This window comes from Rhodococcus sp. OK302 (genome assembly GCF_002245895.1).
GTDB lineage: Bacteria > Actinomycetota > Actinomycetes > Mycobacteriales > Mycobacteriaceae > Rhodococcus_F.
In genome coordinates this window covers 3,159,226-3,174,375 of sequence record NZ_NPJZ01000001.1, presented here as the reverse complement: position 1 = coordinate 3,174,375, position 15,150 = coordinate 3,159,226, and the positions used below count along the sequence as shown (strand labels likewise).

The 15,150-nt window shown below is 62.6% G+C and carries 13 protein-coding genes; 5 read left to right on the top strand and 8 right to left on the bottom strand.

The annotated features are described in order from the left end of the window. Positions 1–58: 58 nt before the first annotated feature. Positions 59–2,320 (bottom strand): ATP-dependent DNA helicase RecG, encoded by a 2,262-nt coding sequence (gene recG / locus BDB13_RS14575; protein ID WP_094272262.1) that lies wholly within the window; start codon positions 2,318–2,320, stop codon positions 59–61. 65 nt (positions 2,321–2,385) lie between these two features. Then, positions 2,386–4,086 carry a DAK2 domain-containing protein gene (locus BDB13_RS14570; RefSeq protein WP_094272261.1) on the bottom strand — a complete coding sequence of 567 codons (1,701 nt, stop codon included), beginning with the start codon at positions 4,084–4,086 and terminating at the stop codon, positions 2,386–2,388. A 354-nt stretch (positions 4,087–4,440) separates the two neighbouring features. On the opposite strand from BDB13_RS14570, the gene rpmB reads away from it, so the two are divergent. Further along, positions 4,441–4,632, top strand: a complete 192-nt coding sequence (gene rpmB, locus BDB13_RS14565) for a 50S ribosomal protein L28 (RefSeq protein ID WP_003942669.1) — start codon at positions 4,441–4,443, stop codon at positions 4,630–4,632. A 132-nt stretch (positions 4,633–4,764) separates the two neighbouring features. After that, positions 4,765–5,559, top strand: coding sequence for an enoyl-CoA hydratase-related protein (locus BDB13_RS14560; protein ID WP_094274923.1), 795 nt, complete (start codon positions 4,765–4,767; stop codon positions 5,557–5,559). Positions 5,560–5,583: 24 nt separating this feature from the next. On the opposite strand, the gene BDB13_RS14555 is transcribed toward BDB13_RS14560, so the two are convergent. Genes BDB13_RS14555 through BDB13_RS14545 form a run of 3 tightly spaced genes read right to left on the bottom strand, consistent with a single transcriptional unit; the run spans position 5,584 to position 7,808 of the window. Next, positions 5,584–6,285: a uracil-DNA glycosylase gene (locus tag BDB13_RS14555; RefSeq protein ID WP_094272260.1), complete on the bottom strand. Its 702-nt coding sequence runs from the start codon at positions 6,283–6,285 to the stop codon at positions 5,584–5,586. Beyond that, positions 6,285–6,806, bottom strand: coding sequence for a gamma carbonic anhydrase family protein (locus tag BDB13_RS14550; RefSeq protein WP_094272259.1), 522 nt, complete (start codon positions 6,804–6,806; stop codon positions 6,285–6,287). The genes BDB13_RS14555 and BDB13_RS14550 overlap by 1 nt, the downstream gene beginning before the upstream one ends. A 9-nt stretch (positions 6,807–6,815) precedes the next feature. After that, a complete protein-coding gene (locus BDB13_RS14545; RefSeq protein ID WP_094274922.1) occupies positions 6,816–7,808 on the bottom strand; it encodes a thiamine-phosphate kinase in 993 nt (330 codons plus the stop codon). Between the two features lie 104 nt (positions 7,809–7,912). On the opposite strand from BDB13_RS14545, the gene BDB13_RS14540 reads away from it, so the two are divergent. Further along, positions 7,913–8,491: a DUF3515 domain-containing protein gene (locus BDB13_RS14540; protein WP_094272258.1), complete on the top strand. Its 579-nt coding sequence runs from the start codon at positions 7,913–7,915 to the stop codon at positions 8,489–8,491. A gap of 54 nt (positions 8,492–8,545) precedes the next feature. On the opposite strand, the gene BDB13_RS14535 is transcribed toward BDB13_RS14540, so the two are convergent. From BDB13_RS14535 to BDB13_RS14525, 3 genes are read right to left on the bottom strand one after another with little or no spacing between them, the layout of a single operon-like run. Beyond that, positions 8,546–9,652, bottom strand: a complete 1,107-nt coding sequence (locus BDB13_RS14535) for a D-alanine--D-alanine ligase family protein (RefSeq protein WP_094272257.1) — start codon at positions 9,650–9,652, stop codon at positions 8,546–8,548. Between the two features lie 54 nt (positions 9,653–9,706). Then, positions 9,707–10,858, bottom strand: a complete 1,152-nt coding sequence (locus BDB13_RS14530) for a cystathionine gamma-lyase (RefSeq protein ID WP_094272256.1) — start codon at positions 10,856–10,858, stop codon at positions 9,707–9,709. Beyond that, positions 10,855–11,853 carry an NAD(P)H-dependent glycerol-3-phosphate dehydrogenase gene (locus tag BDB13_RS14525; protein ID WP_094272255.1) on the bottom strand — a complete coding sequence of 333 codons (999 nt, stop codon included), beginning with the start codon at positions 11,851–11,853 and terminating at the stop codon, positions 10,855–10,857. The genes BDB13_RS14530 and BDB13_RS14525 overlap by 4 nt, the downstream gene beginning before the upstream one ends. A gap of 266 nt (positions 11,854–12,119) precedes the next feature. On the opposite strand from BDB13_RS14525, the gene cofC reads away from it, so the two are divergent. Then, positions 12,120–12,809 (top strand): 2-phospho-L-lactate guanylyltransferase, encoded by a 690-nt coding sequence (gene cofC / locus BDB13_RS14520; RefSeq protein ID WP_094272254.1) that lies wholly within the window; start codon positions 12,120–12,122, stop codon positions 12,807–12,809. 181 nt (positions 12,810–12,990) lie between these two features. Beyond that, a complete protein-coding gene (locus BDB13_RS14515; RefSeq protein WP_441347234.1) occupies positions 12,991–15,138 on the top strand; it encodes an RNA degradosome polyphosphate kinase in 2,148 nt (715 codons plus the stop codon). Positions 15,139–15,150 lie beyond the last annotated feature (12 nt).

The window sequence follows — 15,150 nt, the reverse complement described above, 5'->3', positions numbered from 1 at the left end:
CGAGAAACAAAACCCTGTGGTCCTGCTGCTATTCGTTTTCAGCTTGGCGTCATACCCGTCACGATTTTTCCAGGTACTCGATCCGATCGGAGTCCAGAGCCGCCGTCACCATCGACGCGAGTGCGGGGTGCGCGTCGAGTGTGGGATCGCGCTCGATGATTCCGGAAGCGAACTCCCGGGCCGATTCGAGGATGTCGCCGTGCGCGATCAGCGATAGCAATCGCAGGTTCGACGTTGTACCCGACTGCGCCGCTCCGAGGATGTCGCCTTCGCGTCGTGTCGCGAGGTCGAGTTGCGCCAACTCGAATCCGTCGTTGGTGGCGGCAACGGCAGAAAGCCGTGCGTAGGCCGGCCCGCCGGGGCTGCTTCCCGTCACCAGAATGCACAAACCCTGATGCTTTCCGCGCCCGACTCGACCACGCAACTGATGCAACTGGCTCACACCGAAACGCTCCGCGTCGACGATCACCATGACCGTCGCATTGGGGACGTCCACACCGACCTCGACGACGGTAGTGCAGACCAGCACGTCGATGTCGCCGACGTTGAACGCGCTCATCACGACGTCCTTCTCGTCCGACGGTAGGCGTCCGTGGAGAAGTCCGACCCGCAGGTCGGCCATCGGTCCACTCGACAACTCTTCGAAGACGTCCACCGCAGACTTGGTTTCGGGTTGCTTCTCCTCGGTGAACTGATCTTCGCCCACCGCTTGTTCTCCGTCGCCGATCCGCGAGCACACGACGTATGCCTGACGTCCGTCGGCGACGTCCTCACGAATCCGCTCCCAAGCACGGTCCACCCATTGTGGTTTCTGTTTTGCCGGCACCACACTGCTCTTGATCGGTGTCCGTCCCCGAGGAAGTTCGCGCAGCGTCGACACCTCGAGGTCGCCGAGCACCGTCATCGCGATAGTTCGTGGGATCGGCGTAGCCGTCATGACAAGAAGGTGAGGACTCAGACCCTCGCGGGCCCGGGAGCGCAGTTGATCGCGTTGCTCGACGCCGAACCTGTGCTGCTCGTCGACGACAACCATGCCCAGGTTGAAGAACTCGACGCTGTCCTGAATGAGCGCGTGCGTACCGATCACGATTCCCGCGTCACCCGTCACGGCGTCGAGTAGCGCGGCGCGTTTGGCCGCGACCGGAAGTGAGCCGGTGAGCAGGGCGATGCGGGTGGAGTGCTCGGCGCTGCCCAGCTCGCCGCCGGTGGCGAGCGGCCCCATCATTGCGCGCAGGGACCGCGCGTGCTGGTTGGCCAGCACCTCCGTCGGCGCGAGCAGCGCACACTGATACCCCGCGTCGACGGCCTGGAGCATTGCGCGTAGCGCGACGATTGTCTTGCCGGAGCCCACCTCGCCTTGCAGGAGTCTGCTCATCGGCTGCGTCCGGGCAAGGTCTGCCGAGATTTCCGCCGCGACCGCTTGCTGCCCCTCCGTCAGAGTAAACGGAAGCATCTCCTCGAATTGTTCGGCGATACCGCCGGCGACAGGCGTACACGCCGGTGCCACCCGCTCGGAATTGTCGTGTCGGCGCATCGCGAGAACCAACTGCAACGACAGTGCTTCGTCGAATCGCAGGCGCTCCCGCGCACGTTCGATGTCTTCCTTGGTATCCGGCAGATGCACCGTCCGCAGCGCCTCGTCCAAACCGACGAACTTGTGTTCGGCAAGAGTGTCGGAGGGCAGTGGTTCCGGAATCGGATCGAGTTGATCGAGGATCTGCCGGACGCACCGCATGATCGTCCAACTCTCGACCTCGCGGGTTGCCGGATACAGCGGGATGAAATCACGTTCGAAGATCGAATAGTCGAGTTCGGCACCCGGACCCGAACTTGCCCGGGCCAGGCCCGCAAGGTCGCCGGCACCCTTGACCGACTTCAGCGGGACAACCGAATCTTCTTCCCCCGCACGAGGTTCCGGAAGAATCAGATAGCTGGGATGCGTCAGGCTCCAACTATTTCGGAAATACTTGACCGTGCCCGAGAACATCGCTCGCACACCCGGCTTGATGGCATGTTTCACCTTGTACGGGTTGAAGAAGGTGACGTCCACCGTCTGCGTATCCGTCGTGAGCGAGACCTTGAGCATCTGCCCGGTCCGGTTCTTCATGTTCACTACCGTCGCGGACGCCACCCGCGCGATGATCGTGAGGTGCTCACCTTCCGGCGGTTCCTTGTCGGCCAGGCCCTTGCCTGCCGACGCGTAGCGATGTGGATAGTGGCGCAGCAAGTCCTCGACCGTGCGGATCTCGAAGGCCTCGGCCAGTGCGTCCGCAGTCTTCTTTCCGAGCAGCTGATCGAGCCCGTCGGCAAGCGTCGCCATCAATTCCTCCGCAGGTTGTCGATAAACACAGGTCTTCATCTACCAGTTGCCACCGACAGAGAAAATCACTCGACGCCGAGTTGGAACAGGTCTCCGGGCTGATCACCCTGATAAACAAGCACGTCAACGCCGGGATACGTGGCCTCGACGTGCCCCTGCAACTGCCCCGCCAAACCGTCCGTCGCGTCGGCGCCCATGAGAAGCGTCACTAATTCTCCGCCGGACCCCAAGGCCAAATCGATCAATCGTGACGCCGACGCCACCACGTCGGGTCCGATAACCACCACCTCGTGGCCCATCAAACCGATGGCGTCTCCCGGGTCGCACGTGCCCACGTAGGTCAACGACCGTTCCACTGCGATCCGCAGCGAGCCCCAGCGGGTGGCCGCCGCCGATTCCGACATGGTGAATCCGTCGTCGGCGACATTGCGACTGCCGTCGTGCACTGCGAGCGCAGCCAATCCCTGGACCATCGACGACGTCGACAGCAGGAGCACCTGGTGAAGAGGGTCACGAGCGGCGGCACTCACCGCGACCAACTCCTGCGCACTCAACGCACCGTTCGGTAGTACGAGCACTTCGCTGCGGTCCATCGTCCGGATGCGGCCCAGCAACTGAGCGCGGGTCACCGGGGCGTCGTCACACCGCAGTACCGAGGCGCCTTCGCTCTCGAACAACGCTGCCGCGCCGTCGCCCGCGACTACGGCCAGCACTCCACGCGCGTCGTAACCGCTGAACTTCGTCTCACGACGCGCCACCAACTGATCACGTTCGTCCACGAGAAAACTGCTGATTCGAATCCCGTGAACTCGTCCGGCTTCGAGGCCTGCCTCGACCGCAGCACCCGCATCACAGCAGTGCACGTGAACCGACCAACCTCCGAAACCGTCACTCACGATCACGATGGAATCGCCCATCACCGCCAACCTGGTGCGCAGAGCTGCCATCCGATCGTCGTCCGAATCGTCGACGAGATACATCACTTCGAAGTCCTGAGCCGAATCGTCACCACACTCGACCGGGCCGGATTTCCTGGCCCAATCGTGGTCCAGCCTGCTGATATCGGCGATGAGCCCGGGGCTGGGTCCGAGGTCGCCGAGGTCCGTCCGATCGAGAGCACGTCCGGTCACGGATTCGACCAGAGCGTCCAGAATCACCACCAGCCCGAGCCCGCCGGCATCGACGACACCCGCCGACGCCAGGACCTCCAGCTGATCCGGTGTTTTGATCAGCGCCTGCGCCGCCGCATCCGCCGCAACGAGCGCCACCGAACCGAGGTCCGCACCGACGCACGCCGCGGCGGCTTCACCCGAAGCCCGGAGAACCGTCACGATGGTGCCTTCGACCAGATCCGTGACTGCCCGAGTTGCCAGGGTGGTTGCCGTCTGAAGGGAGACTGCGAGGTCGTGGCCGTCGATGCGGTCGCCCCGCACCGTCTCCGCGATCCCACGCATCACCTGCGACAAGATGACGCCGGAGTTGCCGCGCGCCCCCGACACCGCTCCCCGGGCAAGCGCGTTGGCAATACGACCGGCACTGGTGACGTCACCGTCCAACGCTTCAGCCGAGTCGAGCGCAGCACGCATGGTGAACAGAAGGTTTGTACCGGTATCGGAATCAGGGATGGGAAAGACGTTGAGGCTGTTGATCTCTCCGCGCCGCGTCTCCAGGCAATCGACCGAGCGCCGCGCCCACCGGCGCAACAAGAGGCCGTCCGCACTCTCGCCCGCAGTCCCACCGGTGCTCAGCCGCTGCACTTCCCCCACTGAACAGCTCCCCTCGGTACAGACCAGACGAATGCCGTCGAGGGTAGTCCGGCGGGCACCGCAGACGGCGTCACGGCAGCCGGTTTGGTCAATCCACCGGTCAACAGTTACTGTTACACGGTTGCCTCGAACGGGCTACACCAAACACTGCTGCAAACCGTGCGCTTTTGGCACATTGTCTACAACAGTGTTCACTGTTGCAACGTTCGACTACACAATGAGCTACACAATGAGCGACGTAAGACCGATTCGGTATCGCAGTCATCGACAGCGTATATTCGAATTGTTATTCCGGCCGCCCTGCACTGTAGGGTAACCACTTCAATATTCATTTCTAACAAGGAGTTCGCGACTATGGCTGCCGTCTGCGACGTATGCGCCAAGGGGCCCGGCTTCGGTAAGTCGGTCTCGCACTCGCACCGGCGAACCAATCGTCGCTGGAACCCGAACATTCAGTCTGTTCGTACCGAGGTTGCCCCGGGTAACACCCGTAAGGTCAACGTGTGCACCTCCTGCCTGAAGGCAGGCAAGGTCGCTCGGGGCTGATTGCCCGAGCACAATAATTGCAAGCTCTGCCCCCGACACTTCCAGTGTCGGGGGCAGAGCTGTTTCTGCAGGTTGCTTCACCCGGCGATACCCCTGTGAGTAGGCGCGCACAGCACCCGTAATGTGCTTGAGGTGACTTCCATCGATGACCTCAGCAAAGTGACGCTCGACGAGGGCGTTCTCCGCATCACCATTTCCACCGCCGCCAACGGCACCTCACTCGACGGCGAGGGCATGGAACAGGGCGCTCGAGCTCTGGAAACTCTCGGCAACGACGTCGGCAGCATTCTCCTGGTCGGCGAAGGCGCCAACTTCTGCGCCGGCGGCAACGTTCGAGCCTTCGCGTCGGCGCCGGATCGCGGCGAATACGTCGGCCAGGTTGCCCGGACATTCCACACCTTCGTACGTGCGCTGGACGCCGCACCAGCTCCGGTTGTTGCCGGAGTTCACGGCTGGGCAGCGGGCGCCGGTATGAGTCTGGTCTGCCTCGCCGATGTCGCCATCGGTGGCACCAGCACCAAACTTCGCCCGGCGTACCCCTCGATCGGGTTCACCCCGGACGGCGGAATGTCCTGGACGCTCCCCCGCATCGTCGGTGCAGCACGCGCCCGCGAGATCCTGCTCAACGATTCCGTCCTCGGCGGCGACGAAGCGGTACGCCTGGGCATCCTGACGCGTCTTGTCGGCGACGACGAAGTACAAGAAGAAGCCCTCCGCCTCGCCCGTACCCTCGCGCACGGACCGAGTTCGTCGTACTCCGGCATCAAAGAACTGTTGCGCTCGTCACGCACCAACACGCTCTCCGAGCAACTCGATGCCGAAGCCGCTTCGATCGCGCGTGCCGCCAACGGTCCTATCGGCCGCGAAGGCGTCGACGCGTTTGTCGAGAAGCGTCGCCCCGATTTTGTGGCCGCAAAGCAGGCCTGATCCGATTGGCGTGACCGAACCCTCTCACCACAGCGGTTCGGTCACGCCTGCGGTCGATCCCAGATTCCAGTCGACCGGCTGGGCACCCCGATCGGTCAGCAGTTGATTTGCCCGACTGAACGGACGCGATCCGAAAAACCCTCGCGACGCCGAAAGCGGTGACGGGTGCGCAGATTCGATGATGGGTGTATCACCGAGTAGCGGTGCCAGAGTTGCCGCGTCGCGACCCCACAGAATTGCCACCATCGGTGTGGTCCGGGCCACAAGTGCGCGAATCGCCTGCTCCGTCACCGGCTCCCACCCCTTCTTCCGATGTGATGCTGCCAACCCTGGAGCTACTGTGAGCACTCGATTGAGAAGCAACACACCCTGATTCGACCACGGCGTCAAGTCTCCGTTGTCAGGAATCGGCAGTGATAGATCCTGGTGATATTCCTTGTAGATATTGGTCAGGCTCCGCGGGATGGGTTGCACGTCCGGGGCCACCGAGAAACTCAGACCCACAGCATGACCGGGGGTCGGATACGGATCTTGGCCGACAATCAGCACTTTGACGTCGTCGAACGGATTTGTGAACGCGCGCAGGACGTTCTCACGTCGCGGCAGATACTCTCGCCCGGCGGCGATCTCGCCATCCAAGAAATCGGCCATCGCCGAGATCTGCTCCGAAACAGGTTCGAGCGCAGTGGCCCACCCGGGATCCATAAGGTCTGTGAGCGGCACCATCAGTCGATCCTGCGCAATGCGTCTCGATAGTGCGCAGCATTGGCGGAGTACATCGCCACGTTGGATTCGAGGTGCCCCAAGGGAACCTCGTAACCTTCCCGAATCTTGGCCGGTACGCCCAAAGCCATACTGCGCGGCGGAACCTCGAAGCCTCGCGCGATCACGGCGCCGGCCCCGACTATCGAACCCGCTCCGATCACTGATCGGTTGAGGACGATCGATCCCGATGCGATCAGACAACCATCACCGATGACGGAGCCTTCGATGTGGGCGTTATGGCCCACAACACATCCCGCCCCGATGATCGTGGGGTCAGTGGCAGTGCAGTGAATCACAGTGCCGTCCTGAATGTTCGATCCGGCACCGACGGAAATTGTTCCGTAGTCGCCGCGCAAAACAGCCTGCGGCCAGATCGATGTACCCGCCGCAAGTTTCACGTTCCCGATGACCACCGCATCCGGGTGCACGTATGCCTCCGGGTGAATGTCCGGAACTTTGTCTCCTAGTGCATAAACAGCCATGAAGAGAACCTATACCGAGGGGGCGCCGGTGGCAGAAAAGCTGTTCCAGCCGCCGCCCGAGGGCCGAAGGGCGCCGTCCACCACAACACCGGAACCGGCCACGACGTCCCCGATCACAGTCCAACCAGTCGCCAGTTCACAGTCGGGCGCAAACGTGGCTGCAAATCCGTGATCTTCACCACCGGACAGAATCCATTCCAGCGGATCGACATTCAATGTCGCTGCCGCGTCGGCCACTTCCGGAGACGTTGGGACGGAACTCGAATCGATTCGGACCTGTACGCCGGACGCAGTCGCCAGGTGACGAAGATCAGCGATCAGTCCGTCCGAGATGTCCGTCATGGCATGGGCCGTGCCGGCTGCAGCCCAAGCAGATTGGTAGGGCGGTTGCGGAACCCGGTGCCTCGCCAACAGATCCGGAAAGGTTCGACGCTCGGCCAGGAGAAGCGCCAATCCCGCTGCAGAACAACCGAACAGACCGGAAACGGCGACACGATCACCGACCTGCGCTCCCGAGCGAGTTACGGCCTGGCCTCCCCCCAGATCCCCGAGAACTGTCACCGACACCACAATTTCCTGCGACTGAACCAGGTCACCACCGACAACCCCGGCGCCCAGATCTGTTGCAGCGTCCCAGATTCCGGCAGAGATCCCGTCCACGATGTCGATCGGAGTCGACGGTGGACAGCCGATGGATACCGTGAACGCCGTTGCCCGAGCCCCCATCGAGACAACGTCGGCAGCATTCTGCGCCACCGCTTTACGCCCGACGTCTCGAGGCGAGGACCAATCCAGCCGAAAATGCCTGCCCTCGACCAGCATGTCCGAAGAGATGACGACGCGACCGTCGGCAGCAGTGACGATCGCCGCATCGTCACCCGGACCCAGCTCCGTCGTGAGCGGCTGAATTCGGCCCTCGAGTGAGCGTGCGATGACACCGAACTCCCCCACGTCGGCCACTGTTCGTGCGTGTTCGCTCGGGGTCGATCCTGATGACGAGATGGGCTCTCCCAAGTGCCGGCGCAGTTCCGATGAAAACGGCCTGCGGTACCTTCAAAGCTGTGGCTTAAACCTATCCGAACCTGGAACCGAGCGAAGAACTGAGCATGTCTGAAAACACGTCCCCCGAAGAGAATGCCGAAGAAGTCGAACGTCGTAGCCCGGCATTGATCGCCACCGCTACCGCGCTTCCGGTGGCATTGATCATCGGTTTGGTGATTGCTGCCGTCGTCGCCGGTAAGAATCCCGAACTCGAACCCGTGGCCTTGGGCCCGGTTCCGGCCCCCACTGCAGATTCGGCTGCCTGCGTATCACTTCTCGGGGCACTCCCCGAGACCATCGGCGACTTCGAACGCGCCGAACTCGTAGAACCATCCCCTGCCGGTGCCGCAGCCTGGCAGCGCAGCGAGAGCGAACCGATCGTCCTGCGCTGCGGACTCGACCGACCGGCCGAGTTCGATCAGGCCGCAGCACTGCAGGTTGTGAACGGTGTCCAGTGGTTCCAGGTCTCGGGAACCGACATCGGTTTGGCCGCCAGCACCTGGTTTGCGGTGGACCGCGGTGAGTACATCGGAATCACCGTTCCCGACGGAAACGGCCCGACGCCGATCCAGGAGTTCTCGGACACCATCTCCGCGACGCTGCCGCAACAACCTCTGGACCCGGCGCCGATCGCGGTGCCCTAAGAGCGCTTAGCGCAGGCCGGTCCGGCCCATTCAGCGCAGGCCGGTCCGGCCCATTCAGCGCAGGCCGGTACCGCGCGCAAGTGCGGTATCGACCAGCGCTGAAAGCAAAGTGCCGTAATCGATTCCGGTCGCCTTCCACATCTTCGGGTACATCGAGATGGAGGTGAATCCGGGCATGGTGTTGATCTCGTTGATCACCGGGCCGTTTTCGGTGACAAAGAAATCCACTCGCGAGAGTCCCTGGCAGTCGAGTGCGGCGAACGCCCGAACAGCCATCTCTCGAATCTGATCGCTGACGGCGGGGTCAAGGACGGCGGGTACGTCGAACTCGCAGACGTCGTCAAGATATTTGGTGTCGAAGTCGTAGAACGCGTCGGAGTCTGCGTCGTCGGCCGGCATTCGGATCTCGGCAACTACGCTCGCCTTGACGTCGCCATTCGGGAATTCGAGAACACCGCACTCGACTTCGCGCCCTACGATCGCGCCTTCGATGATTACCTTGGGGTCGTGCAGGCGAGCGTGGGCGATAGCGTTGTCGAGTCCGTCCCAACCGGTCACTCGGGTAATGCCGATGGATGATCCACCACGTGCCGGCTTGACGAAGACCGGTAGGCCCAATTGCTCTTTCTGCTCTGCTGTCAGAGTTGCTGTTCCCGGGCGCAGAACAACCTGCACGCCGACGGGAAGGCCTTCGGCTGCGAGGAGCTTCTTCGTGAATTCCTTGTCCATTCCGGCCGCGCTCGCCAGGACGCCGGGTCCGACGTAGGGAATGCCGGCCATTTCCAGCAGCCCCTGAATGGTTCCGTCTTCGCCGTAGGCGCCGTGCAGTACCGGGAAGATGACGTCGACGGTTGCCAGTACGGCACCGGCATCGGCTCCGTCGAGTGCCAGCACAGCACCGGCCCGGGTGGGATCAGCGGTCAGTGTGACGCCGGTTCCGTTTTTGTCGACGGTCGGCAACTCACGTCCATTGATGGCCAGCGACTCGGGGTCCGTCGAGCCCAGGACCCAGGCACCGTCAGTGGTGATTCCGATGGGCACGACCTCGTACCGCTCCGGATCGAGATGGCGCAGGACGCTTCCTGCCGAGACGCAGGACACAGAATGTTCATTGCTCCGGCCACCGAAGATCACGGCTACGCGGGTACGGCTGTTATTCACGCGTCAAACCGTACCGTCGAATAGCGTTCGGCATGCGCGCGGGAGGCTCTGAATCTACGGACCGAACGGACGCCCGGTAAGCGCGCGCTCGACATCAGCGATTAAATCGGCGGTGTCCTCGATGCCGCACGAGATCCGGACAAACCCCTCACTGACACGATCACCCCACCTCGCCCGCCGATCAGCCGTCGTATGAATGCCACCGAAACTGGTGGCCGAGGACACAAGTTTGCTGGCCTCGACAAACGCATGGAACGCCGACGCAGATTCCAGCTCGATACTGACGAGGCCGCCGAACCGACTCATCTGGGTCGACGCGATGTCGAAGGAAGGGTCGTTAGCCAACCCGGGATAGCGCACCGACCGCACAGCCGGATGCTGCGCCAGCATCTCGGCAAGTGCTTGCGCGTTCTCACATTGTCGACCGAACCGAAGGCCGGCCGTCCCGAGGCTGCGATGAGCGAGCCACGTCTCGAACGGACCGAGCACGGTTCCGGACAGCGTTCGCTCGCGTTCGATCTTCGCGGCTATATCGGCATCGGACGTTGCGACGTATCCCATCAACAGGTCACTGTGCCCGCTCAGTGTCTTCGTTCCGCTGGCCACGACGACATCCGCGCCCAACTCCAATGGACGCTGACCAAGCGGTGTGGCAGTGGTGTTGTCCACCACCAGAACTGCACCCGACGCATGACACACCTGCCCCAGCGCGCGCAGATCCACGACATCGAGCACGGGGTTGGACGGCGTCTCCGCGACGACCACCACTCGCCCCGGCAGCGACGCCAGAAGATTCGCGAAACCCGGATCACCCATCGCGGGCGTCGACACCTCGCGGACACCGATTCCCAGGGGAGCCAACGCCTCGTCGGCGTACAGACGCACCTGGTAGTAGCCGTCCGAAGGCACGACGACGGTATCCCCGGACGTCAGCAGGCTTCGCAACGTGATCGTGACGGCGGACATCCCCGACCCCGTCACGACTGCGCGATCGGCACCTTCGAGGTTGGCGAGCACAGCTTCGAGTGCCCGCCACCCCGGATGGGAGGCCCGCGCATACGTATCTTCTTCGGAGCCCTCGTCGGCCGAAAGCTGATACGGCGCAGCAAATACCGGACCGACCTGCATCGGCTGACCCGGCGCGTGTGGACCGGCGACCCCGCTCACGCACCGGGTGGAATCACCGTAGCCGTCGGCTGCTGTCATTCAGGTTTGGTCCGACGCCCGAGCAACTGACCGATGGCATCACTGACGGCCATGCCTTCGTGGCAGACCCGGTGGACTGCGTCGGTCAACGGCATCTCGACGTCGTAGCCTGCAGCGAGCGCGCGCACCGACGTACAAGATTTCACGCCTTCGGCAACCTGTCCGTTGGTTGCTTTCTGCGCCGATTCCATCGAACCGCCGCGCCCCAGCCGTTCACCGAAAGTACGGTTTCGTGAGAGGTCCGATGTACAGGTTGCAACCAAATCGCCGATTCCCGCGAGACCGGCGAGAGTCGACGCCTTGGCGCCGAGCGCAACTCCCAAGCGGATTGTCTCAGCCAGACCGCGGGTGATGATGCTGGCAATCGTATTGTCGCCGTATCCACTACCGGCAGCCATGCCGCAGGCCAACGCGATCACGTTCTTGCAGGCCCCGCCGATCTCGCAGCCGATCACGTCGGAATTTGTGTATGGCCTGAAATATCCTGTTGCGCAAGCATTTTGAAGAGCCAACGCCCGCGATGAATCCGAGCACGCAATGACCGTAGCAGCGGGCTGCCGACTGGCGATCTCGAACGCCAGGTTCGGTCCCGACAACACGGCGACACGACCGGGCTCGACACCGGTGACCGACACGATCACCTGACTCATCCGCATCAGGGTGCCGGTTTCGATTCCCTTTGCCAGACTGAGCAGAGTTGCATCCGGCCCGATCGAATCCTTCCACCCCTCCAAATTTCCTCGGAGAGACTGCGACGGCACGGCCAGAACTATGAAGTCGGCCCCCTCCATCGCGTCCTCGTGCCGGTCCGTCGCCCGGATGGACTCGGGTAGGGCGATGCCGGGAAGATAGTCACTGTTCTCGTGCGCGTCGTTGATCCGGGCGGCGACTTCCGCTCGCCGCGCCCACATCGTCACGTCGGTGCCTGCCTCGGCCATGACCTTGGCCAGTGCCGTTCCCCATGAACCTGCGCCCAATACTGCTGCTTTACTCACACAGTCACCTCGTCTACCCCTCGTGACGTTCGTCAAGACGCCGGTTATGTTGCGACCAGCAAAGAAATCGTGTGCACAGACTATCGCCAGTCCCCCGGTCAGGGCGGTCGACGCCCCGGCTCGGCAGGTAGCGACAGGCATGCTCGGAGCAGGCGGCGACAGACATATCCGGAGGCGACTGGCAAGATCGCAGTATGAGCACAGTAGAGCCGAGCACGCCGAGATCGGAGAGTCGGCCTCTACCCGTCCCGTCAGGGCGTCGCCCCATGCATGCCATCGTCGCGGTCAAGGACCTCCGATCCGCGAAGTCCCGGCTGGCCACCGAGCTCGATGCCGACGCACGTGCCGATCTGGTGCTGGCGATGCTCCACGACACTCTTGCCGCGGTCTCCGACGTCGCCGCTATCGACGGAGTAACTGTTGTCACGCCGGATCCGACGGTTGCCGCACTTGCCTACGCGGCGGGCGTTCACGTGTACGCCGACCCGACTGCGTCGCAGCGCAGTGAGGCGCTCGGAACGAGTCAGGCGTGGGGCAAGGAGAGCTCTCTCAATTCCGCTCTCAGCGCGGCGGCAACCCACATTCGCGCCGAGTCCGGCCGAGTGGATCTCGTTGTATTACAAGCTGATCTCCCGTCGCTGCAGCCCGGCGAACTTTTCGAAGCCCTCACCGACGCCCGAACGGGTGGGCGGTCGATAGTCGTCGATCATCACGGGACCGGTACGGCGGCATTGTTCTCTTGCGATCCCGATCTGCCTCTCGATCCACGATTCGGTCCCGAATCCGCTCGTGGGCATACAGATTCCGGTGCGCGCCGACTCATCGGAGATTGGCCGGGGCTTCGCACGGATGTCGATACGGGGACTGACTTGGAAACGGTGCGCGCATTGGGCGTCGGGCCTGCCACACGGGCTTCCTTGAAACGGCTCAACCGAACTGCGTCGAACACGCGGTAAATTTCTTTGTCGACAATTGTCGAAGCGCGCGCTTGTAGGGGATGATCGACGTGTGAGCAACGGCGAAGCACTCGAGCACCGCAAGTCCGCAAACAACACAGGCACCAGCAGCCCGGACGGAACTGTCACCGGCGCATCGGAAACCGGGGACGGGCATCAGCCTTCTGCTGCGTCAGTTCATGTGCGACCCCCGATTCCGGGTTCAGTCACCCACATTCCGAGCGCGCCGCCGGCCGCCACCAAGGCAATTCCGGCCGAACTCCTCGGAGGATTGCCCGAAGATCGTTATCTCAATCGTGAACTGAGTTGGCTCGACTTCAACGCCCGCGTTCTTGCTTTGGCTGCCGACGAGTCGCTCCCCCTCCTGGAACGTGCAAAATTCCTGGCTATTTTCGCGTCGAACCTCGACGAGTTCTTCATGGTTCGAGTCGCCGGCCTCAAGCGCCGCGACGAGACCGGACTGTCCGTCCGCTCCGCTGACGGACTTTCACCGCGCGAACAGTTGGCATTGATCGCGCGTCGGACGCAGGAACTCGCAGACAAGCACGCTCATGTTTTTCTCGAATCCGTCCGCCCGGCTCTAGCGGCAGAAGGAATCTCGATCGTCCGGTGGTCCGATCTCAGCGAGGACGATCACGAGCGACTGTCGGTTCATTTCACCGAACAGGTGTTCCCCGTTCTCACGCCATTGGCCGTTGACCACGCGCACCCGTTCCCCTACATCAGTGGCCTCAGTCTCAACCTCGCAGTGACGGTGAAGGATTCCGTCACCGGCGGCGAGCACTTCGCCCGCGTGAAGGTACCGGACAACGTCGGCCGGTTCGTTCGTGTGAAGAGCACGACGTCGTCGTCGACGATCGACTCGTTCATTCCGATGGAAGAACTGATCTCGGCGCACCTCGACGTCTTGTTCCCCGGCATGGAAATCGTGGAACACCATGCGTTCCGGATTACGCGCAACGCCGACTTCGAGGTCGAGGAGGACCGCGACGAGGACCTCCTCCAGGCATTGGAGCGTGAACTCGCGCGCCGTCGTTTCGGATCTCCCGTCCGACTCGAAGTGGCTGACGACATGACCGAGCACATGCTCGAATTGTTGCTTCGTGAACTCGATGTCGACCCGGCCGATGTCATCGAAGTTTCGGGTCTACTCGACTTGTCTTGCCTCTGGCAGGTTTACGCCGTCGACCGACCGGCCCTCAAGGACGCACCGTTCGTTCCCGCGACGCACCCCGCGTTCGGTGAACGCGAAACACCGAAGAGCGTGTTCTCCACACTGCGTGACGGCGACGTTCTCGTCCACCACCCTTACGATTCGTTTTCCACCAGCGTTCAGCGATTCATCGAGCAGGCTGCCGCCGACCCGCAGGTTCTCGCGATCAAACAAACCCTCTACCGGACATCCGGTGATTCACCGATCGTCAACGCACTCATCGACGCCGCCGAAGCCGGCAAGCAAGTTGTCGCTCTCGTCGAGATCAAGGCTCGCTTCGACGAGCAGGCCAACATCAAGTGGGCTCGCAAACTCGAACAGGCCGGCGTGCATGTCGTCTACGGACTTGTCGGACTCAAGACGCATTGCAAGACGTGCCTCGTAGTCCGGCGTGAAGGCTCCACCATCCGTCGTTACTGCCACATCGGAACCGGAAACTACAATCCGAAGACCGCGCGGTTGTACGAGGACGTCGGATTGTTCACAGCCGCACCGGAGGTCGGTGCCGACCTCACCGACCTCTTCAACTCCCTGACCGGCTACTCACGTAAGACCGACTACCGGAACCTTCTGGTTGCTCCCTACGGAGTGCGACGCGGAATCATCGAGCGCATCGAAGCGGAAATCGCGCACAAACTCGCCGGACGTGACGCAGCAATTCGAATGAAGGCGAATGCGCTTGTCGACGAACAGGTAATCGACGCGCTGTACCGCGCTTCCAAAGCCGGCGTGCCGGTTCAGATCGTGGTCCGCGGCATCTGCGCTCTCAAGCCGGGAGTCCCGGGACTCAGCGACAACATCGAAGTCCGTTCCATCCTCGGACGATTCCTCGAGCATTCACGTATGTTCCATTTCCGCGCCGCCGACGAGTTCTGGATCGGCAGCGCAGACATGATGCACCGCAACCTCGATCGGCGCGTCGAGGTCATGGTTCAGGTCAAGGATCCGAAGTTGGCCAGGCAGTTGAGCGAAGTCTTCGATTCCTCGCTCGACCCCCGCACCCGCTGCTGGGTACTGCATCCCGACGGAAGTTGGGTTGCGTCTCCCGAACACGGCGAGGACGTACGCGAGCATCAACATTCGTTGATGCGAAGTCGTACCTCCATCGGGTCTTGACGGTCGCGATCA